At 33.5% G+C, this 18,705-nt stretch carries 25 protein-coding genes, 1 riboswitch and 1 other annotated feature; of the genes, 18 read left to right on the top strand and 7 right to left on the bottom strand.

Annotated features, from left to right (window positions below; genetic code table 11):
* Positions 1–83: 83 nt before the first annotated feature.
* From C794_RS06870 to C794_RS06910, 9 genes are all read left to right on the top strand, one after another.
* Positions 84–509 (top strand): MaoC family dehydratase, encoded by a 426-nt coding sequence (locus C794_RS06870; protein WP_017796392.1) that lies wholly within the window; start codon positions 84–86, stop codon positions 507–509.
* Positions 510–540: 31 nt separating this feature from the next.
* Entirely contained in the window at positions 541–1,752 is a 1,212-nt protein-coding gene (locus C794_RS06875; RefSeq protein ID WP_017796393.1) for an amidohydrolase, read from the top strand.
* A 20-nt stretch (positions 1,753–1,772) separates the two neighbouring features.
* The gene (locus C794_RS20370; protein ID WP_017796394.1) at positions 1,773–1,910 is read left to right on the top strand and encodes a nucleotidyltransferase domain-containing protein; all 138 of its coding nucleotides are present in this window, start codon (positions 1,773–1,775) and stop codon (positions 1,908–1,910) included.
* An 11-nt stretch (positions 1,911–1,921) separates the two neighbouring features.
* Positions 1,922–2,767, top strand: coding sequence for a DUF2268 domain-containing putative Zn-dependent protease (locus C794_RS06885; RefSeq protein ID WP_017796395.1), 846 nt, complete (start codon positions 1,922–1,924; stop codon positions 2,765–2,767).
* Between the two features lie 18 nt (positions 2,768–2,785).
* Positions 2,786–3,370 (top strand): GNAT family N-acetyltransferase, encoded by a 585-nt coding sequence (locus tag C794_RS06890; protein WP_017796396.1) that lies wholly within the window; start codon positions 2,786–2,788, stop codon positions 3,368–3,370.
* A gap of 36 nt (positions 3,371–3,406) precedes the next feature.
* Positions 3,407–4,156 carry a sugar phosphate isomerase/epimerase family protein gene (locus C794_RS06895; protein ID WP_017796397.1) on the top strand — a complete coding sequence of 250 codons (750 nt, stop codon included), beginning with the start codon at positions 3,407–3,409 and terminating at the stop codon, positions 4,154–4,156.
* Between the two features lie 105 nt (positions 4,157–4,261).
* Positions 4,262–4,474 (top strand) — a binding site (T-box leader).
* 43 nt (positions 4,475–4,517) lie between these two features.
* On the top strand, positions 4,518–5,054 hold the full coding sequence (locus tag C794_RS06900) for a GNAT family N-acetyltransferase (RefSeq protein WP_017796398.1): 537 nt from the start codon (positions 4,518–4,520) through the stop codon (positions 5,052–5,054).
* Positions 5,055–5,057: 3 nt separating this feature from the next.
* The gene (locus C794_RS06905; RefSeq protein ID WP_017796399.1) at positions 5,058–5,615 is read left to right on the top strand and encodes a GNAT family N-acetyltransferase; all 558 of its coding nucleotides are present in this window, start codon (positions 5,058–5,060) and stop codon (positions 5,613–5,615) included.
* A 139-nt stretch (positions 5,616–5,754) separates the two neighbouring features.
* Entirely contained in the window at positions 5,755–6,738 is a 984-nt protein-coding gene (locus tag C794_RS06910) for an MFS transporter (protein WP_017796400.1), read from the top strand.
* A gap of 310 nt (positions 6,739–7,048) precedes the next feature.
* On the opposite strand, the gene C794_RS06920 is transcribed toward C794_RS06910, so the two are convergent.
* From C794_RS06920 to C794_RS19770, 5 genes are all read right to left on the bottom strand, one after another.
* Positions 7,049–8,047: a pectate lyase family protein gene (locus C794_RS06920; protein WP_017796402.1), complete on the bottom strand. Its 999-nt coding sequence runs from the start codon at positions 8,045–8,047 to the stop codon at positions 7,049–7,051.
* 411 nt (positions 8,048–8,458) lie between these two features.
* A complete protein-coding gene (locus C794_RS20670; RefSeq protein WP_139136357.1) occupies positions 8,459–8,647 on the bottom strand; it encodes a hypothetical protein in 189 nt (62 codons plus the stop codon).
* A 143-nt stretch (positions 8,648–8,790) separates the two neighbouring features.
* Positions 8,791–8,916, bottom strand: coding sequence for an IS3 family transposase (locus C794_RS20375; RefSeq protein WP_260048392.1), 126 nt, complete (start codon positions 8,914–8,916; stop codon positions 8,791–8,793).
* Between the two features lie 358 nt (positions 8,917–9,274).
* Entirely contained in the window at positions 9,275–10,486 is a 1,212-nt protein-coding gene (locus C794_RS06925; protein ID WP_017796403.1) for a CynX/NimT family MFS transporter, read from the bottom strand.
* A 199-nt stretch (positions 10,487–10,685) separates the two neighbouring features.
* On the bottom strand, positions 10,686–10,934 hold the full coding sequence (locus C794_RS19770) for a hypothetical protein (RefSeq protein WP_017796404.1): 249 nt from the start codon (positions 10,932–10,934) through the stop codon (positions 10,686–10,688).
* Between the two features lie 119 nt (positions 10,935–11,053).
* Here C794_RS19770 and C794_RS06935 point away from each other — a divergent pair, with 119 nt between their 5' ends.
* From C794_RS06935 to C794_RS06945, 3 genes are all read left to right on the top strand, one after another.
* On the top strand, positions 11,054–11,353 hold the full coding sequence (locus C794_RS06935; protein WP_017796405.1) for a hypothetical protein: 300 nt from the start codon (positions 11,054–11,056) through the stop codon (positions 11,351–11,353).
* On the top strand, positions 11,350–11,889 hold the full coding sequence (locus C794_RS06940) for an HAD-IIIA family hydrolase (protein WP_017796406.1): 540 nt from the start codon (positions 11,350–11,352) through the stop codon (positions 11,887–11,889). Before C794_RS06935 ends, C794_RS06940 begins: the two co-directional genes overlap by 4 nt.
* 101 nt (positions 11,890–11,990) lie before the next feature.
* Positions 11,991–12,091: riboswitch (SAM riboswitch) on the top strand.
* A gap of 75 nt (positions 12,092–12,166) precedes the next feature.
* Positions 12,167–12,367 (top strand): Fur-regulated basic protein FbpA, encoded by a 201-nt coding sequence (locus C794_RS06945; RefSeq protein ID WP_017796407.1) that lies wholly within the window; start codon positions 12,167–12,169, stop codon positions 12,365–12,367.
* A gap of 89 nt (positions 12,368–12,456) precedes the next feature.
* Here C794_RS06945 and C794_RS06950 read toward each other — a convergent pair whose 3' ends face one another.
* Entirely contained in the window at positions 12,457–12,786 is a 330-nt protein-coding gene (locus C794_RS06950) for a hypothetical protein (RefSeq protein ID WP_154648742.1), read from the bottom strand.
* 126 nt (positions 12,787–12,912) lie between these two features.
* Here C794_RS06950 and C794_RS06955 point away from each other — a divergent pair, with 126 nt between their 5' ends.
* The 6 genes from C794_RS06955 to C794_RS06980 all read left to right on the top strand — a co-directional run bounded on the left by C794_RS06955 (position 12,913) and on the right by C794_RS06980 (position 17,388).
* On the top strand, positions 12,913–13,431 hold the full coding sequence (locus C794_RS06955) for a GNAT family N-acetyltransferase (protein ID WP_017796409.1): 519 nt from the start codon (positions 12,913–12,915) through the stop codon (positions 13,429–13,431).
* A gap of 13 nt (positions 13,432–13,444) precedes the next feature.
* Entirely contained in the window at positions 13,445–14,164 is a 720-nt protein-coding gene (locus C794_RS06960) for a class I SAM-dependent methyltransferase (RefSeq protein ID WP_017796410.1), read from the top strand.
* A gap of 27 nt (positions 14,165–14,191) precedes the next feature.
* Entirely contained in the window at positions 14,192–14,521 is a 330-nt protein-coding gene (locus C794_RS06965; RefSeq protein WP_026133747.1) for an HIT domain-containing protein, read from the top strand.
* Between the two features lie 155 nt (positions 14,522–14,676).
* Positions 14,677–15,678: a ZinT family metal-binding protein gene (locus C794_RS06970; protein WP_017796412.1), complete on the top strand. Its 1,002-nt coding sequence runs from the start codon at positions 14,677–14,679 to the stop codon at positions 15,676–15,678.
* A 397-nt stretch (positions 15,679–16,075) separates the two neighbouring features.
* Positions 16,076–16,702, top strand: a complete 627-nt coding sequence (locus C794_RS06975) for a DUF998 domain-containing protein (protein WP_017796413.1) — start codon at positions 16,076–16,078, stop codon at positions 16,700–16,702.
* Between the two features lie 152 nt (positions 16,703–16,854).
* Positions 16,855–17,388: a GNAT family N-acetyltransferase gene (locus C794_RS06980; protein WP_017796414.1), complete on the top strand. Its 534-nt coding sequence runs from the start codon at positions 16,855–16,857 to the stop codon at positions 17,386–17,388.
* 47 nt (positions 17,389–17,435) lie between these two features.
* Here C794_RS06980 and C794_RS06985 read toward each other — a convergent pair whose 3' ends face one another.
* A complete protein-coding gene (locus tag C794_RS06985) occupies positions 17,436–18,623 on the bottom strand; it encodes an MFS transporter (protein WP_017796415.1) in 1,188 nt (395 codons plus the stop codon).
* Positions 18,624–18,705: the final 82 nt, after the last annotated feature.

Below are 18,705 nucleotides of genomic sequence, written 5' to 3' on the forward strand. Positions count from 1 at the left end.
AATTATACTTTAAAATGGAACTTATCAGATAAAAACTGACCATTAAAAATAAGTAAAAAAGTGAGCTCGATAAGAGGTGTTATATGAAGTTTGATGAACTTTCAGTAGGACAGGTTTTTACAACAAAATCACTAAAGGTTTCGAAAGAAGATATAACTAAATTTGCAAGTGAATTTGATCCGCAATATATGCACTTAGATGAAAAGAAAGCAAAAGAAGGAATGTTTAATGGTATCATAGCTTCTGGAATGCATACACTTGCGCTGTCTTTCAAACTATGGGTGGAAGAAGAAGTGTACGGTCAAGATATAATTGCTGGGTTACAAATGAACAATATTAAATTTATAAAACCTGTATTCCCAAATGATAAATTATATGCTGTAGTAGAGATTACGGAATTGAGAGTCTTAAAAAAGAAACAAGGTATTCTAACAGTATTGTTAAAGACATTTAATGAGGACGGAGAAAAAGTCTTGCAAGGAGAATTGTCCGCTCTGATGAGGCTATAATTTTCATGTGATTTTTGAGGAGTTTTCGAAAATGAGAGATTCAACGTGGTTACGAAATGTAAGAGTAGAGAATGATTATTTGGAGAAAGAAGGATTTACATATGGTAGTAAATCTGAAACAGTTGATATAGAGATTAAAAATGGGAAAATAAGCGATATTATAGCTCATCAAAATTTCCGCCCAGATGGGAATAATGAGATAGATGGAAAAAATTATCTTATTTTACCGACATTAAGAGAAATGCATTGTCATTTGGATAAAAGTAAGCTCGGTGTTCCTTGGAAACCGATTACTCCGGCAAATAATATTGTAGAACGGTTTACGAGTGAAATAGATGAATTAGATAATCTAACTCTTTCTTTAAAAGATAGAGCGAAAAACCTAATTGAAACGGAGATTTCTAATGGGGTTACATTTTTCCGATCACATATTGATGTTCATCCGAAAGTAGGGCAGCGATATCTTGAAGGCGTATTAGAAACCTTAGAAGAATACCAAGGACAGCTAGATTACGAACTTGTCGCATTTCCACAGCACGGTATGCTTCGTTCAAATGCATATGATGATGTGAAAAAAGCATTGGAATCCGGAGTGCAAATCATTGGTGGTGTGGACCCCTCTTCATTAGATGGTGACCTAGAAAGGTCGTTGAGTCAGACATTCGAGCTTGCAATACAATTCAATGTTCCTATTGATATTCATGTACATGATCGGGGGGAGCACGGAACAGAAACAGTTAAAAAATTAATAGAGTATACAAAGCAAAGTAATTGGCAGGGAAAAGTGGCAATTAGTCATGCCTTTGGATTGAATGACTTTGTGGGAGAAGAAAGGGAAATGGTATTTAGTGAATTAGCAGAACTTGGTATTTCTGTTATATCTAGTGTTCCAATTAATGGGAGGATTCCTCCATTAGAAGAATTAAGAACAGCAGGTGTTAACGTGAATTTAGGATGTGATAATGTTTATGATTCTTGGTCGCCTTTTGGTACTGGAAATATCTTAGAAAAATTAAATCGTTATGCTGAAATTCATCGTTTAATGACTCAGGAAGCGCTAACGGACTCTTTAGCTCTTATAACTGGAAAACCACTTAATTTAGAGAAAGGGAAAACATGGCTAAAAAAAGATATGGATGCGAGTTTCCTATTAGTAGATAGTTCATCAGCAGCAGAATTTGTGGCAAGACAAAGTCCAGTTAAATTTAGTTTCTATAAAGGGACAGTTGTGCATAGTTTGTAATGATTAAGAGGAGCAAAGAAATGGATGGAGGGAAGGAACAGCTTATTATATTGAAAGATATAACAATAATATCGGATAGTTTAAATATTGATATTTGGCTTAAAGGTGGTTGGGCTATAGACTTTCTGTTAAAAAAAATTACTACGAAAGATTATTGAGGTGTGATTTTTTGAAATTAATTGATACGGTACCTTACTTTTTAAATAACTATGAATCGTCCATCTCCTTTCTAAAAAAATATTATAGTCAATACTCTACTAGTTTTGAAGAATATTTTGCCTATCATTGCAAAGGTACAGAAGAAAGACATCTTCAGTCCATACGTAAATATCCTTCATCTTTACCAGTTATTACGGAAGTTCATCGAAATATTAAGCCAGTTATTAAAAAGGTTACAGAGAAATATAAAGTGGTTTATGACATAGAATTTCCTAATAATGTTAATTTAATTGTTGGTGGATTTAGCTCAAATGCATTTACACATAGGCAAGTTATTCCTGACGTTACTTTTTCACTTGAAAAACTTTCACCGAATCCGGATCATTTACATGTAATCGTGGCACATGAATTTGGACATGCTGCACATAACATTTTGACAGACACTACAGATGTCAATTGGAATCAGATGAGATGGGAGAATGCACTCCTTTCGTTGTATCGTGAAGGAGCGGCGACTTATTTTTCCAAAAGAATTGTCCCAAATCTTAACTCTTCTATCTACTTTTCTTATAATGACGAAGGAGAAGAATGGATGGAGTTTTGCAAAAAGGACGAAAAGAAAATAATAGCTGCTTTTCTAGATGATTACAGTAAACTGTCATCTGAAGATATGTATAAAGAGTGGTTTTCAATTAATGGTGGAACTCATTTTGGCTTCAATCGTCTTGCCTACTATATAGGATACATCTTCTTTGAAACACAAGTTAATGAATGGGGAGAAATGAATGCCATTTTAGCATGGAAAAACTCAGATTTTATAGAAACGATTCATTCATGGCTGCAAAGTAATGGTTAATAGAGAGGAAGGTTTTATTTGAAAATTAGAGAATACGAAGCTAAAGATGAAGTTGGTTGGGTACGTTGCAGAGTACTGGCTTTTCTAGATACTGCATACTACGATAACATCGTACCACATAAAGAAAAGTATGATAATCCCTCGATTGAGTTAATAGCAGAAATAGATAATGAAATTGTTGGATTAATAGACGTGGAATATGAACAACAAGAAAGAACAGTTTGTTCGCGAGGAAGTGGGTTAGGAGGAATGATTTGGCATATAGCTGTTCATCCTGACTATCAGCGAATGAAGATTGGAACGGCTTTGCTTGCAGAAGCAGAGGAACGTGCTAGAAGAGTAGGATTGAATCGATTAGAAGCTTGGACGAGAGACGATCTGTCCGTCAATATTTGGTATGAAACACAACAGTTTTTAAAAGTTGATAGTTATTTACATGTGTATATGGAGGGAGACGAGATAAAAGAAACTTTATCAAGTAAAATTCCTCATATTTTTCCTATCAAGGTATTCGCGCACTATGTTGGAAATAAGCACGAAGAAGTGAAAAATAAGTATAGACGTATACATGAATGTAATTGCTATGAGAAACGATTAGATTAGTTTGTTATGATGCATGATAGGGAGGGGAAAAGTTTTATGAGTAAAATAGGCTTACAGTTATATACTTTAAGAGAAGCTGCTACCAGTAATTTCCATAATTTATTGATAGATGTTGGGGCAATTGGATATGAAGGGGTTCAGTTCGCAGGTTTTTATGATACTCCCGCTGAGAAGGTGAATTCAACTTTAGTAAGATCAGAAATGATTCCAGCAGGTGCGCATGTTCCCATTGATCAACTTCAAGAAAATCTTGATAGCGTTAAACAATTCCACGAATCTATCAATAATTCATTAATTATCTGTCCCTATCTTCCAGAAGAAATGAGACAGACTAAAGAGGACTATCTTAAGAGCGCTGAACTTTTTAATCAAATTGGAAAGAAACTGAAAGATTCAGGGTTTCAGTTTGCCTATCATAATCACGCATTTGAATTTGAGGAAATGGAAAATGAAACCGGTTTTTCATTGTTGTTTGGAAATACGGATTCAGAATTGGTAAAGATGGAACTAGACTGTTATTGGGCCACTTACGCAAAATATGATCCTATAAAAATTATTAACAAATATAAGGATCGTTGCATATCACTTCATATAAAAGATATTAAGTTAGAGAATGGAGAAAAAGTGTCTACGGAGATTGGAAATGGTACGCTTGACGTTCGTTCTCTCATCCAAACAGGGATAAAGAACAATGTAGAATGGTTTATTGTAGAACAAGAACATTTTACGGGAGACCCGTTAAAGAGTGCCGAAAAAAATTTAAGCGCTTTAAAAGATATGTTATAAGAGACTTAGTAAACATACTCTAATTAAATGTAAAAAACCATCTCACTAAAAATGTTCAGAACTTATTGACATTTAGAATGGCTGTGGTAAGCTAATTGAAATACAATATGTGCAATGAAGAGGAGTAGTAAGGATTACTTGTTTATTAAGAGAACTGTCGGCTGGTGCAAGACAGTAAATGAGTTCCTGAACTCGCCTTGGAGCTTTAAGATTAACAAATAAATCTTAACGGGTTGCGCCGTTACACGTGTAGAGTGAGTTCGTTATCAATGAACTAACAAGAGTGGTAACGCGTAGGTAAAGCCTGTCGTCTCTTAGAGATGATGGGCTTTTTTTAGTTCTATAATAAGGAGGAGATTCAATGAGGGTTAGGAAGGCTTTGTTAGAAGATGTTCGAGGAATTGCAATCGTTCATGTAGATAGCTGGAAGGACACTTACAAGGGTATTATTCCAGATAGTTATTTAGAAAAGTTGACCTATCAACAACGAGAACAAATATGGGAATCGAATATTTCAGAAGATAAAAGTATTATATTGGTGGCGGAAAATGAACAAGGAAAAATTATTGGATTTGCCAGTGGAGGAAAAAGGTCGACCAATACTTATGAAAATGCTGGTGATTTAACTTCTTTATATTTGCTAGAAACCTATCAAGGGACAGGGATTGGAAAACAGTTACTTCGAGAGGTGTTATTACATCTTGAAGAATTAGGATATCGTAAAGTGTTTGTAGAAGTGCTTGAGGATAATCGAACGCGTTACTTTTATGAATATTATGGGGCAACATTAATTTCTTCATCCTCAATTACAATCGGAGGTAAAGTATTATCTTTACTGATATATGAATGGAATCATGTGAGTGATGTACTTCATTCACTAAGTGGTGAGGAGGAATAAAAATTGATAAAGGTACAGTTAGTTATTCCAGACATTAGATATGCAGCTACATTATCAAAGCAATCATCAGATCCAAGGATTAGAGACACGTTAGGATTAACAAAAGCACAGTCTTCTGTTCAAGGAACGATCGATTTTATTCATTTTGTAATAGAAGCAGAAAGACAAGGAAACTTATGTTCAAGAATTATTCTCAATGAGATTGACGAACCAATAGGTGTTATTACACTGAAAGAAATAGATGAAAAGAATAGTACGAGTGAAATTGGAACATGGTTAGGAGTAGAGCATTGGGGAAAAGGGTATAACGAGCTAGCGAAAAATGAAATTCTTTATCATGCTTTTGAAAATATGAAATTAGAAAGAGTATTTGCAGGGGCGAAGAAAACAAATATACGGTCTCAGAAATCTCAAGAGAAACTCCCCTATATAAAAATAGACGAAGGAGTAAATTTTCCAGAGCAACATGCTAAGATGGAGAGTGAAGCAAGAGAACCGTGTATTTTAAATGTAATTGAAAGAAATTGTTTTTTAGATTGGCATAAGAAGAATATACTCTAATACCATCTTTTTTCTGAATCTTCTATGTATAATAGTATTAGATCAATGATGAGGAGGATTTACTTTGTTCGTAACGGATTAACTACTCAAATTTCAATAAAAGGAAGGTGATTCATTAACTTTAAATAGAGGTGTTAAATTGAATAAATGGCTGATTAATACCGATTTTGCAAAGTTGTGGCTCCACAGTATATCCAATATATTAAGCAATCGTTTTCGAGAACTGATATTACCGATAATTGTACTCGGTCTTTCTGGTTCGCCGCTGTTAACATCTTTTGTACTTTTATCTCAACGAATTAGTTCCATACTCTTTTCAATTCCTCTAGGTACATGGGTTGAAAAAAGGAATCTGGTGCTAATTTCAACTATATGTAACCTGATATATGCCATGTTATTATTTCTATTAGCATGTTTGATCACTATTGAAGACTCTAGTTTGGGCATCATTGGAATCATACTTTTCCTTATGGGGTTTGTAGAACTGATGTTGCGTATTACATTGGCAGCAATGGTCCCCAAAATTGTTAGTAGGGACCGATTATTAAGTGCAAATAATTTATTAGAGGCTGCTGATGCTATCGTTACATTTATTGGTCCTGCACTAGGTGGGGTGATTTTAGCTACATATGGACCGAGCATTACTTTAGTTATTTGTGGAATTTTAATTCTTTTTTGTATGATTATTATTTCTTTAGTGAAATATCGTAATGAAAATATCAACCAAAAAGTTATTATGAATAGAAAAGAGAAGCTCAAAAACTTTATAAACGAAGCTAGAGAAGGTGTCGATTATCTTTATGCGAATGATTCACAGATCGTTTCCACTATTTCTGCTGTCGTACTTGGATTTACAACTGTATTTATAGAGCTGACGATTATTATACATGCAAAAACAGCACTTCATTTTACGGAAACTTCAATAGGTATATTGCTTTCGTGCGCGGGAATAGGGAATATTATAGGTGTACTAATCATGCCAAGATTTAAAAGAATCAATTGGTTGTACCTATTAAGTAGTCTGCTGATGATTTCATCGTTAGGAATATTATTATTAACTTCAGTGCAATCATTGTACTTAGTGGAGTTGCTACAATTATGGGTACGCTTTTATCAGGTTTAATTTCAGAATGGGATTCTAACTTAGCCTTAATTTTAGGATTTATTGTTTTGTTATTGTGCGGGATATTCATTTTAAAATATAAACAACAAGGCGTTACGATGAACAAAATTCAACCAATCTATCATAGAGTTAAAGAGTGAGTCAATTGATTTTCTAACTGCCCTGGATAGTTACACTTAGTTGTACAGATTAGTTAAGGTCAGTTTAAAGAACAAATTGTCCAGTTACACCTTTACAATAAACACCCCAAAAGTTAGATTTTCACTCTAACTTTTGGGGTGCACTACATAACTGGACCTTTTTTGTATCCTTAAGGCTGAACTATTCCAACACCCGCAAACTGAGAAACCATTGCTTTGACATCTTGTACAGGAGTTAAATTGTAATTATAGGATACAGTGTAAGTGGTTGTTGAAGTAGTTGGCTGACTTCCTGTGCTATTTATATACAAGTTGTTGGAAACATTCCAATAGCCAGGTTCGTCGCTGTACCAATAACCTAAAGGATCCTTAGAATTTTCGAAGACATTATTTTCTACAAGCAATTCTGCACCCATCCGTGCATTAATACCGGTATCAATGATCCCTTCGAAATAATTATTGTAAAGGTGCCCTTCTCCATAACGGAAAGCAGGAACACGTGAATTCAAATTTTGAAAATGGTTATGATGGAAAGTGATGTTACGATCTCCATCATCACTATCGGAAGAGCCCATTAACATCGCTTTCCAGCTGTCATGGACATAGTTCCAGGAGAAGGTAATATTATGTGCATTTTTCTTTACATCAAATAACCCGTCATAATAATCTTTGTCCACATTTAAATCTGCATATAGCTCATTATGGTCTACCCAGATATTATTAGATGGTCCTTCAATACTAATAGCGTCTTTATCACCAGCTCTTACTTCGTGAATTGTGAGATTTCGAATGATCACATTATCTGCCCGCCATACTTTAATGCCGATACCGTCAAATTCGCCATTCGTTCCAACTCCAACAATCGATACATCGGAAACATCTTTGATATTGATTTTACTATCCGAAGTATTATCAGGTGTGATCGTTCCATCTACATAAATTTTTAATGGAGTGTTATCGTCTTTATCCTTTAAGGCTTGAATGATTTGGTCACCAGTGGAAACAGTTACAGTATCTCCTCCTTCACCGCCGGTTGTGCCACCATCAAATGTAGCAAACCCGGTCATACTGAAATCAGGAGTACTCGCAGAGACAGACTGAAAAGACAAACCTAAAGACAATATAACAATAAGACTTAATAAAAAGATTTTTACATTTTTTCTAATCAATTCTTCCACACCCTTTTAAGATTTTATATTTAGTCTGCTTATCCACAAAGTCCTACATCATCCCTCCTTTTTAAAATAATATCTAAACCTTATCACGAAAACGCTTACTTAAAAATAATCATTTATTCATATATTAAACATTCTGGTTAGTTTATACTAAATAAAATCCAATAAATACAGACTATATTTACTATAAAAAATAGCTAATTACCTCGTTTTTTAAAATTTATTATTTGTTATAGAAAGTATATTTTTAGAGAATCTAATACAATGATTATAGATTTTGTCTTTGATTAATATTTTTTTTCACAGTAATTTACTAATTATAAAAATGAGAGAATAAATTAACTCTGGACACAGTCTCATTGGGTTTTACACCCGCTATTTTAATTGGCCAATAAGAGAGAAAAATTAAAAGAATCGTTGATTACGGTCATTGAAGAAGTCGTTATTCAAGAAGTATTTAAAATAATATTGACCATCTGTACTAAGTAATGCTACTGCATTAGTGGATGATTTGTAAGTTACACCTGTAAAATCAGTAATTTCTTCACCTTTAACATTTGTCCCCCTTTGACAACGCGGTGGCTGAAGCGACATTCAAAAAGATCAAAACAGAATTTGTATATATACAGTTAAGATAGTAAGAAACATACTAGGTATTTTTCAAAGAAAAAATAAGCATTGGTATGTCAACACTAAAATGGACAAAAAATTATAGGGGTAGATGAGATGTTTAAATTTCACTTTAAATAACCTAGCGTTCCATGAATTCGAATGTTATTACACCAATGAAAATAATCATTAAGTTCAAGAACAAGATGTTCAAGAGAAGTGAAATGAGCTCCGTCCATAGTAGTATGCTTCAGTTATTAATATAAGTTTACAAGCCCTCATTTTATCTGTCCGATTTAGTGTAGCTTATCCAAAGGTACCTCATAGGCGAGATGAGTGCCCGGAATTAGAGGGTGCAGGAAAGTATGGTAACTCATAGGCGAGATGAACGCCCAGAATCAGAAGGAATAGAGAAATAAGGTACCTCATAAGCGAGATGAGTGCCCGAAATCAGAAGGGTCAAAGCAGAATGGTAGCTAATAGACAAGATGAGCGCCCGGAATTAGACGTTACATGGAAATCTGGTAGCTCATTGATTGGTAGGGTGATAATCCGTTTGCTTAAGTAAAAGAACTACCTTCCGCTTCAAAGGAAGGTAGTTCCATTCATTATTTATTCAAATTTAATCTTTTCGTTTTTCCCCGCGATGGTTCCGAGTATTGCTATACATAAAGCAACAATCATTAAAATAACCAAAGGAATAGTCCATCCATTGGTCCATTCTGAGATGAAACCAAGTAGTAATGGTCCAAGTGCAGCGACCATATAGCCGACCGATTGTGCCATACTTGATAGTTGTGAAGATTGAGCCACTGTTTCTGTACGAAGAACAAAAAACATCATCGCTAAACTAAATGCTGTCCCGGCACCGACTCCAGTTAACAATAAGAAAGCTATAATTAAGTTAGTTGATGATGTAAATGTTATTCCAAACAGTCCACTAAAAAATAGAAGTCCTGCGATACATCCAATTATTCGTTGATCATTCATTTTCCCTGCAATGATTGGCGCGACAAATGTCGTTGGAATAATTCCCATCTGTAAAATTGCAATAAACCAACCTGCGTCACTTTCAGAAAATCCTTTTGCTAATAAGATATCTGGAAGCCAAGTAAACAGACTATACGGAATGAATGATTGAAAACCCATAAAGAATGTTACTGCCCAAGCTATTTTCGACTTGAATAATGCAGTAGGAGGTTGGCTCTTTACATCTACAAACACCTTTTTCCGTGATGAACGAATCATGGGTAGTCGTAATAATAATATAATTACGGCAATCAAGGAAATGACGCTCCATACTTGCATTGCGTTGCGCCAATCCAATGAAGGAAAGGAAGTAATAGGGACAGATATTCCTGAAGCCAGCGCTCCAAATAAATTCATGGTTACAGAATAAATACCAGTCATAAGTCCGATACGATATGGGAAGCTTGATTTGATTAGTCCTGGCATTAGTACATTTCCCACCGATATTGCTATCCCCAGAAGCAGTGTGCCGAATAGCAACATGGATATATCACCAATTGATCGAATATATATACCTATGGATAATACTACCATTGCCATTAATAACGTAATTTCCATTCCTAGTTTTCTAGATAGAGTAGGAACAAATGAAGAAAAAATTCCAAATGCTATTAAAGGTAATGTGTTAATTAAACCGATCATGGCATTTGTTACCTCTAATTCATTTCTAAATATTGGAATTAATGGGCCAACGGAAGTGATGGGGGACCGTAGTGTTGAAGCTATGAAAAGAATCGCTAAAATTAATAGAAATGTATAATAACGCTGTTTTGTCGAATTTGAAATACGTTGCATGGTGTTTCTCCTTATGATTAATCTTCGTTAGCTAATATATCAAAGGTTAATTATACATAAATTGATCATAAGGAGAAAGATAATAATTATTGATTATTTATTCTGAGTTTTAAAGGATTTAATCCAAAAGGTAACCAAACACATATTACAACTTATGGTAAGTATGGGGCAATGACTAACATGATGATAGAAATTGATATTAAAAAAGTACTAACTGTTTTTGAAAATTTAAATTTTTATCACTTTTATAAAATCCAGAGAATTGTAATTTGTTCCGATATAATACAAAAATAGAAATAATGATACCAATACCAGCAATTAATCCTCCATAATAATTATCTAATTGAATACCGATGGATGAATAGATAAACATAATAGCTTTATTGAAAATAAATCCCAATAGACCAAAAATTATGAGTATCCGGATGATTTCTAAAGTGAATTTCATTTTCGGCTCTCCTTAAATAGCTATAAAGTTCTACAATAATCTAAATTGAGTATTTATTAAAATTTTGCGTCTATTATAAATAAATCTACGTCTATTTAATAAAAGGGGGAAAACTAGCAATGGCACTATTGAATCTAGCAAGTGTAATATTAGGGATAATAGCATTAATTCTTCCCGTTATCAATCTATTATCCACACATAAACATAAATTGAAAAAAATTATTCTAATGTTAGTAAGTCTAAGTGCATGTTCTATTGCAATATGTTTTCAGTTATTTTATCAGCATCACCTCGTGAAAATTCAGGATTGGTCAGCTTTAATGGATGTTTCAGGTAGCACAGTTTTGATATCTGCAATACTATTGGCTTTAACGGTTACTTTAAATATTTCTTCCATTTTTGGGATGAGGGAGTCATGATAAACAAAAAGCTTGAAGCAGTGTTTTTAGATAGGGATGGAACCATTGGTGGAGATGATAAGGTACATTATCCAGATGACTTTAAGTTGTTTACGAATTCGAAAAAGAATATAGATTATCTTAAACAATTTGTTCAAGTGTTTTCATTTACCAATCAACCAGGTATTTCATTGGGAGAGGCGAGTAAAGAAGATTTCTATAAAGAATTAATGGGATTTGGTTTTGATGATGTATTTCTATGTCCACATCATCATAAAGAAGGCTGTAAATGCCGAAAACCTAGTACTGGTATGTTAAAAGAAGCTACTTATAAATATCAGTTAAATTTAAATAACTGTGTTGTAATTGGCGATAGATGGAGTGATATGGTAGCAGCTTCCAAAACAAATTCAGTAAAGATATTAGTAAAAACAGGGGCAGGAATGTCAACGCTTCATGACCATTTTGAAAAACTAAAAGAAATTGAACTTGATTTTGTTGCAGAGAATCTTACAGAAGCAGTAAACTGGATTAGTAATCGATATCACCTATCATAGAAAAATGAATGAAACAAATCAATTTATGATATATAGATTGCAGAATTAAATCGCAGTAGACAAATCGGATTAATGAGTTTATAATTAAGTTTATAAAAATATACTTATCAAGAGAGGTGGAGGGACTGGCCCGTTGAAACCTCAGCAACAGAGTGCATCTGTCTGTGCTAAATCCTGCAAGCATTAGCTTGAAAGATAAGTTGAGGTTATCGTAATATACAAATTCTCTCTTCTTATCTTTGCCATGATCATACTTATAGAAGAGGAGGATTTAAATATGGCTTTCTGGAATGAAGATGAATCAGAAAGAAGAAAAAACGAATTAATTGAGAAATTAATTGCATCTAATCATTTTAAAAAAGGGAACAAACATCTTTATGAGCTTACTACCGCAGAGTTAGAATACGAATACTTTAAGCTTCAATTTAATGATCACCCACATGCTGGTAAAAGTGCCATTCATTGGGAGAATTTTTAACTTTATATTTTGATACAAACTTTATCCTCGCATTTGCGAGGTTTTTTTATTCCATTTTTACATCAAATGTATTACTCATAGCAAATTACTTAATTATCAATTACTTTTACATAGATAGTGTCTATTCCGACTGGCGGACCAATCTCTCTGACTTCTCCAGTAAATCCGACTTCAACTTTATCACTTACTTCAAAAGTAATTTCTTCTTCTACAGATAAATCAACAGTTACTTGATTTCCAGAATTTAAAATTGACCCTTTAGTTACTTTAACAATAGCAATATCATTGTTTATCGTCTGTATATTTCCAATAAGGCTATCCTGAGTTTTAAATTTGGCATTTCGAATGTTATTAATAGAAGTGCTATCACAAGAACTGGAAAATACTAACATAAATATTATACTGATGTAATTTATCATTATTCTAAAAATCTTCATATACAATCACACCCCTAATTGATATTATATATTATTAAATGAATGAGAATTATGTATTTTTCTGAATTGAATGATAAAATGGAGTGTAGTCTGTTGGAGGTGACTGGTATGCAAATAAACTTTAAATCAATACATAGTGAAGAGGATGTTAACTTAATTTCCACATTATATAGTAAAGTTTGGAGACAAGATTCTGAAGGGATATTCCAACGAATAAAGAAACATATGGACTATGATGGTTTTCAAGGGCATATGATTCTATCGGAAGAAAATAAGTTAATTGGTTTTGCTTATGGTTATTTTTCATTGAAAGGTCAATATTACCATGATCTTATTGCTAATCATCTGAATCAACAGGAGTATCAAGATTGGTTCTCCAACTGCTATGAAGTTGTTGAAATAATCGTGGACTCATATTATCGAAAGTTAGGATATGGAAGAGAATTATTAGACAGTCTGTTAAAAGGTGCCAAAACAACTACAGCAATTTTGACAACACAACAAGATAATATGACTGCTATACAATTTTATAAGAACCAGCATTGGGAACTAGTAAAAGAGCAATTTTATCCAAATGAAGATGGAAAAGCATTTGTGATTTTCGGTAAGAGACTAAAAAGACAGTAAAGCGAGGTAATATATGATTCCGCTAGTTTATGATCAATTAAATAGGTTTGGTGAAGACGATACATTTTTTCTTTCCCTATTAAAAGAGATAAAAGGGAAAAATCTAGCTGATCTAGGTTGTGGAACAGGAAGGCTCACCTTACATTTTGCTAAAGCAGGATTTGATATAACCGCAATCGATCCAAATAAAGAAGCAATTGAGCTTGCTAAGACGAAACAAACATCCAATCAAGTTGAATGGATTATTGGAGATAGTGGGGATCTAAAGACAAACACATATGATGTGGTGATTATGACTGCAAATGTTGCGCAAGTGTTTCTTACAGATGTGGATTGGGAGCAAGTAACAAGTGATGTTTTTCGTTCATTGAAAGAAGGCGGTTCTTTCATATTTGATACACGTAATCCAAAGGCTGAAGTGTGGAAAAAATGGATGGCAGATAAAACACCCGATGTTGCAACACATCCTAAGACAGGAGAAGAATTAGAAATTTGGACCGAATACGATGGAATGGACGAAAAACAAATATTTACGTTCTATGAAACTGTAAAAAGTGTTAAGTCTGGAGAGGTTATCCAACGTGAAAAACTGCAATTGCGATTTCGTAATCAAAAAGAAGTAAAGGTTGCCTTAGAAAAATCAGGATTTTCTGATGTTAAATGTTATGGAGATTGGGAATTAAAAGAGGCAAGTGAAGAATCATCATCATTTATCTTCTATGGTACAAAATAATGATCAGAAAATATGGAGGGGGAGTATATGATGGAAGATTTTTATTGTGATGAAGTTTTAAGTGGTAATACGTTAGTGGAGAAGGTCGTGGAAACAGAAAATGTATTAGCGTACCATCATACAAATCCATATTGGCCCACTCATATAGTTGCCATCCCGAAAGTTCATATTGACTCTCTTCTTTCTTTGGAAGAAAAAGATAATGATTTATTATTGGAGTTGTTTTTTGTAATCAAGCAGGTTGCAACTATGGTAAAGGAAGAAGATGGCGCGTGTCGTGTCATTACAAACCTAGGTAATTATCAAGATTCAAAACACCTTCATTGGCATATAATATCTGGAAAGAAATTTAGATAATAATTGTTTAGTTTAAAAAAAACGAAAGTCTCAGGTAGAGACTTTTTTTATTTTATTTAAAAATTATCTTGACGGTCATATAACTGCTATGTATAATTTAAATCGTAATCATTACGAGTCGTAACTGTTACGATTTAATAAAGGAGAGAATCATTATGAGAAAAATATGGGGAAAGAGATTTAGTGTTCTATTACTAAGTCTACTATTTATAATGGGCTGTCAATCAGCAGATGATAATTCCGAAGAAGGAGCAAATGCTGAAGAAGAAAATGATCATAATCATGAGGTAGAGATTGGAGATGCACCAGAAAAAGTAAATATTAATGGAGTATCTGATCATTATCATACAGGTGATTTAATCAAATTAACTGCAGAGCTTGAAGAAGATAGTGAATTTGATCATTGGCATTGGTACATAAGAGATTCATCCAGTGATGAATGGGAAGCAGTACCAGAATTAGATGATACGAAATTTTTTGGTGATGCGGAAACTGATGGACAACAAATTATAGCAGTATTGTTTAATGATAATCATGAACCTTATGCTCAATCAGAAGTTATAGAAGTTGTAATAGATGATCACGGGCATGGACATAGTCATGCGCATGATGAAGAATCTGAACAAATTTATAATGGTTATTTTGAAGATGAACAAGTAGAAGATCGTACTTTAGGAGACTGGGAAGGCGATTGGCAATCTGTATATCCATTACATCAAAATGGTACACTAGATGAAGTCTATGCACACAAAGCTGAAGAAAGTGATGACATGACAGAAGAAGAATACAAGGATTATTATGAAACTGGTTATGTAACTGACGTAAATAGAATTGTCATTAATGGTAATGAAGTAACTTTCTTTGAGGGAGAAGAAGAACAAACTGGTGAGTACCAATATGATGGGTATGAAATTTTAAATTATGAAGCAGGAAATCGAGGAGTAAGATTTATATTTAAACTAGATGAAGAGTCTGAAGGCTTACCAACTTATATTCAATTTAGCGATCATTCAATATTCCCAACTGATTCTGGACATTTCCACCTTTATTGGGGGGATGACAGACAAGCGTTGTTAGAAGAAGTCGAACACTGGCCAACATACTATCCATCTGAAATGAGTGAAGAAGATATCGTTCATGAGATGATCGCACACTAATATATTTGCAAGCAAGTAGAGAATCCGATATTAATTGGGTTCTCTTTTTTAATCAATTTCATATTAAATGGTGATCAGTTTAATTTTCTTTGCAGACGGCAGCTTTTTAGCAGGCACGGCTTTAACTAACTAGGTTAAAGAAAACCACTTTTCCTACTGGATTTTCAAGCTCTTTTTTTCTGACCACGAGTCGTCGTCTTCCAATACAATCAAAGCCAAGTATTTCCTATAATCCATACTAAATTTATTCATATGAAAATATAAAAGGAAAATAGGATATGAATATAGAAATAATACTTAGTACCGATTAACAACAAACAGATCTCTTTAATTTTATTAAGTAAAACTTAGGATATTCTGCTTGTAACAAACGGGATAAATATAAGGAGTAATTGGAATGAAAATCTCTAAAAATGTTGGTATAACAAGTTGGATTCTTACTTGTATGTATTTTGTAATTGAACCTTTTTTTGTGATGTCTTCCATCGCTCCGTATAATTTGATGGATCATGCAATGAGTGATTTGGGAGTTACGAGTTGTGGCGAATATACCTATCCTTTAGCAGCTTATGATATTTGCTCTCCTTATCATTTTTGGATGAATATATTATTTATTGTTAACGGGATTACATTTTCAATAGGGATACTATATCTTTCTCAACAGCTAGAACAAAATAAAAAGAATCGGATAGGTACTATTTGTTTATTGTTATTAGCATTAGGAAATATTGTTTCTGGATTTATTCCTGCAGATGTAAATTTATTCTGGCATTCTATTTTTGCACAGTTAGGAATGGTAACTTTTTTAATTGGGTTATGGTTATTTGGAAAATTATTAGTCAGAGGGAAATGGTGGACTTATTGCATATTGGTTTCTCTCATCATTTTAGTAGTTTTTATTGTGCTACTTATCTTTATCTCTTTACCAGCAGGACTACTTCAACGTATGTTTTATGGTGTTACATTTCTGTGGGGTACTGTCTTAGCAGTTATTTTAGCTAATAATAAAGGTGCGTATAGGTGAATATTTAAAGGAAAGATGTTTTACTTAAATTTTGAAAGGTGTGATAGCAATGAACCAGATTTCAGTTAAAAAGGTGATTGAAAAGTAGTTTGATTCTTTTAATCTTCTTTTCAATCGTTGGTAGTATAAATTTTAATGAAAAGAGGATTCACATGTATAAAGATCGAGAGTTGACAATACGGCCAATTAAAGAAAAAGATTTGAAACGTCTATGGGAATTAATTTACAAAGAAGATAAACCCGAGTGGAAGCAATGGGATGCTCCATACTTCTCCCATAAAAGTATTTCTTATGAACGTTTCTTGAAAGAATCTGACTCATGGATTGATACTAAATCTAGATGGGTAATTTGTGTAGATAATGATGTATATGGTACAGTTTCTTACTATTATGAAGATGAACAAAAGAATTGGCTAGAGATGGGGATTATCTTTTATGAAGGCAATAATTGGGGTAAAGGCTATGGAACAAGAGCTTTAAAGTTATGGATAAACCATCTATTTGATCAATTGCCTGTAGTTAGAGTAGGTTTGACTACATGGTCTGGAAATAAGAGGATGATTCGTGTTGCTGAAAAGTTAGGAATGATGATGGAAGGAAAAATACGTAAAGTCCGTTATTATAATGGAGAGTATTACGACTCTATACGTATGGGGATTTTACGGGAAGAGTGGAATTATAAATAATATTAAAGAGGAGACTCTATTCCGAAGAGTCTCCTCTTTTGTAAAACCTATTTATCAGTAGCAATAGAGAATAATGATTTATCTTCTATCTTATGCGTTATTATCATCAATAGCATACCGAATAATATCATTCCAGCTGCAACAAATGTGATTTGTGAAAAAGAAAAACCAGAATTTAATAGTAAACTTCCTAATGTTGCACCAATAGAATTTGCCAGATTAAAAACGGAAGCGGCAATGGTACCAGATAGAGCTGGTGCTTCTGTAGCAGCTAGAATAATTTTTGAGTTTAGAATTGGAGTGGTTCCGAATGTTCCTGCTCCAAATAGAAAACATGCAACATAAGCAAGAAATGGTACAGATAATAAAAATGTAAATAAAAATAGCACTGCACCAAGTATTGCTAAGGTAACGATTAAACGTTCGGTTAACTTTGAAGGATGAATTCTTCCCGAGACAAAATTGCCAATAACGGCTCCTAGCCCAAATAAAAACAGCCCGATTGTGACACCTGTCACGCCAAAACCAGCAATTTCTCTTAACATAGGTTCTTTAAACGTATATGCAGTGAAAACACCAGAAAAACCAAAGACAATAACCGCAATGATCATTAGTATATTTTTATTTTTTAATACGGTTAATTCTTTTCTAAGTTTCGGTTGTTCTGCTGGCCTAATGTTCGGAGTAACTAAAAGTAAACCAATTAAAGTAATCGCACCTAATAAGGCTATAATCCAAAAAACAAGTCTCCAATCAAAAAAACCACCAACAAACGATCCGAATGGAACACCAAGCATAACAGCAATAGTTAACCCACCTTGAACAGCAGCTATGGCACTAGTTCTTTTTTCTGGTTTAGAAATTTCAACAGCAAGACTCATGGTTAAACCAAAGAAAGGTGCATGCATCGTTGCTGACAGCAATCTTGATAATAGAAGCACTTCAAAATTTGGAGCTAGTGCTGCAACGATATTACTTATAATAAATATAGATATTAATCCAATTAATAAGGGTTTAGGTGAGTACTTTACTGTAACCATCCGTAAGATAGGTCCGAATACAGCAACGCTAATAGCATAAACACTTAATAAAAGTCCTGTAGTAGATACTGGTACATCCAGGTCTGTAGCGAATTGTGTTAGTAATCCAGTAACAACATATTCTGTCATTCCTATCGCGAATGTACCAATCATAAAGATAGCTAGAATAGTATTTCGAGAAAATTTCATTGGCATATCATCTCACCTCTTTGTTAAAAAAATACATAGTGAATATGATATGACAGAAGCTACCTGATGTCTAGAGTAAAAATAATTA

The organism is Oceanobacillus kimchii X50 (assembly GCF_000340475.1).
GTDB classification, from domain to species: Bacteria; Bacillota; Bacilli; order Bacillales; family Amphibacillaceae; genus Oceanobacillus; species Oceanobacillus kimchii.

Bases quoted from the DNA above. Each gene is read 5' to 3' on its own strand.
- C794_RS06870 (WP_017796392.1), top strand. From the start codon at position 84: ATGAAGTTTGATGAACTTTCAGTAGGACAGGTTTTTACAACAAAATCA.
- C794_RS06875 (WP_017796393.1), top strand. From the start codon at position 541: ATGAGAGATTCAACGTGGTTACGAAATGTAAGAGTAGAGAATGATTAT.
- C794_RS20370 (WP_017796394.1), top strand. From the start codon at position 1,773: ATGGATGGAGGGAAGGAACAGCTTATTATATTGAAAGATATAACAATA.
- C794_RS06895 (WP_017796397.1), top strand. From the start codon at position 3,407: ATGAGTAAAATAGGCTTACAGTTATATACTTTAAGAGAAGCTGCTACC.
- C794_RS06900 (WP_017796398.1), top strand. From the start codon at position 4,518: ATGAGGGTTAGGAAGGCTTTGTTAGAAGATGTTCGAGGAATTGCAATC.
- C794_RS20670 (WP_139136357.1), bottom strand. From the start codon at position 8,647: ATGTCGCTTCAGCCACCGCGTTGTCAAAGGGGGACAAATGTTAAAGGT.
- C794_RS06925 (WP_017796403.1), bottom strand. From the start codon at position 10,486: ATGCAACGTATTTCAAATTCGACAAAACAGCGTTATTATACATTTCTA.
- C794_RS19770 (WP_017796404.1), bottom strand. From the start codon at position 10,934: ATGAAATTCACTTTAGAAATCATCCGGATACTCATAATTTTTGGTCTA.
- C794_RS06935 (WP_017796405.1), top strand. From the start codon at position 11,054: ATGGCACTATTGAATCTAGCAAGTGTAATATTAGGGATAATAGCATTA.
- C794_RS06940 (WP_017796406.1), top strand. From the start codon at position 11,350: ATGATAAACAAAAAGCTTGAAGCAGTGTTTTTAGATAGGGATGGAACC.
- C794_RS06945 (WP_017796407.1), top strand. From the start codon at position 12,167: ATGGCTTTCTGGAATGAAGATGAATCAGAAAGAAGAAAAAACGAATTA.
- C794_RS06950 (WP_154648742.1), bottom strand. From the start codon at position 12,786: ATGATAAATTACATCAGTATAATATTTATGTTAGTATTTTCCAGTTCT.
- C794_RS06955 (WP_017796409.1), top strand. From the start codon at position 12,913: ATGCAAATAAACTTTAAATCAATACATAGTGAAGAGGATGTTAACTTA.
- C794_RS06960 (WP_017796410.1), top strand. From the start codon at position 13,445: ATGATTCCGCTAGTTTATGATCAATTAAATAGGTTTGGTGAAGACGAT.
- C794_RS06965 (WP_026133747.1), top strand. From the start codon at position 14,192: ATGATGGAAGATTTTTATTGTGATGAAGTTTTAAGTGGTAATACGTTA.
- C794_RS06970 (WP_017796412.1), top strand. From the start codon at position 14,677: ATGAGAAAAATATGGGGAAAGAGATTTAGTGTTCTATTACTAAGTCTA.
- C794_RS06975 (WP_017796413.1), top strand. From the start codon at position 16,076: ATGAAAATCTCTAAAAATGTTGGTATAACAAGTTGGATTCTTACTTGT.
- C794_RS06980 (WP_017796414.1), top strand. From the start codon at position 16,855: ATGTATAAAGATCGAGAGTTGACAATACGGCCAATTAAAGAAAAAGAT.
- C794_RS06985 (WP_017796415.1), bottom strand. From the start codon at position 18,623: ATGCCAATGAAATTTTCTCGAAATACTATTCTAGCTATCTTTATGATT.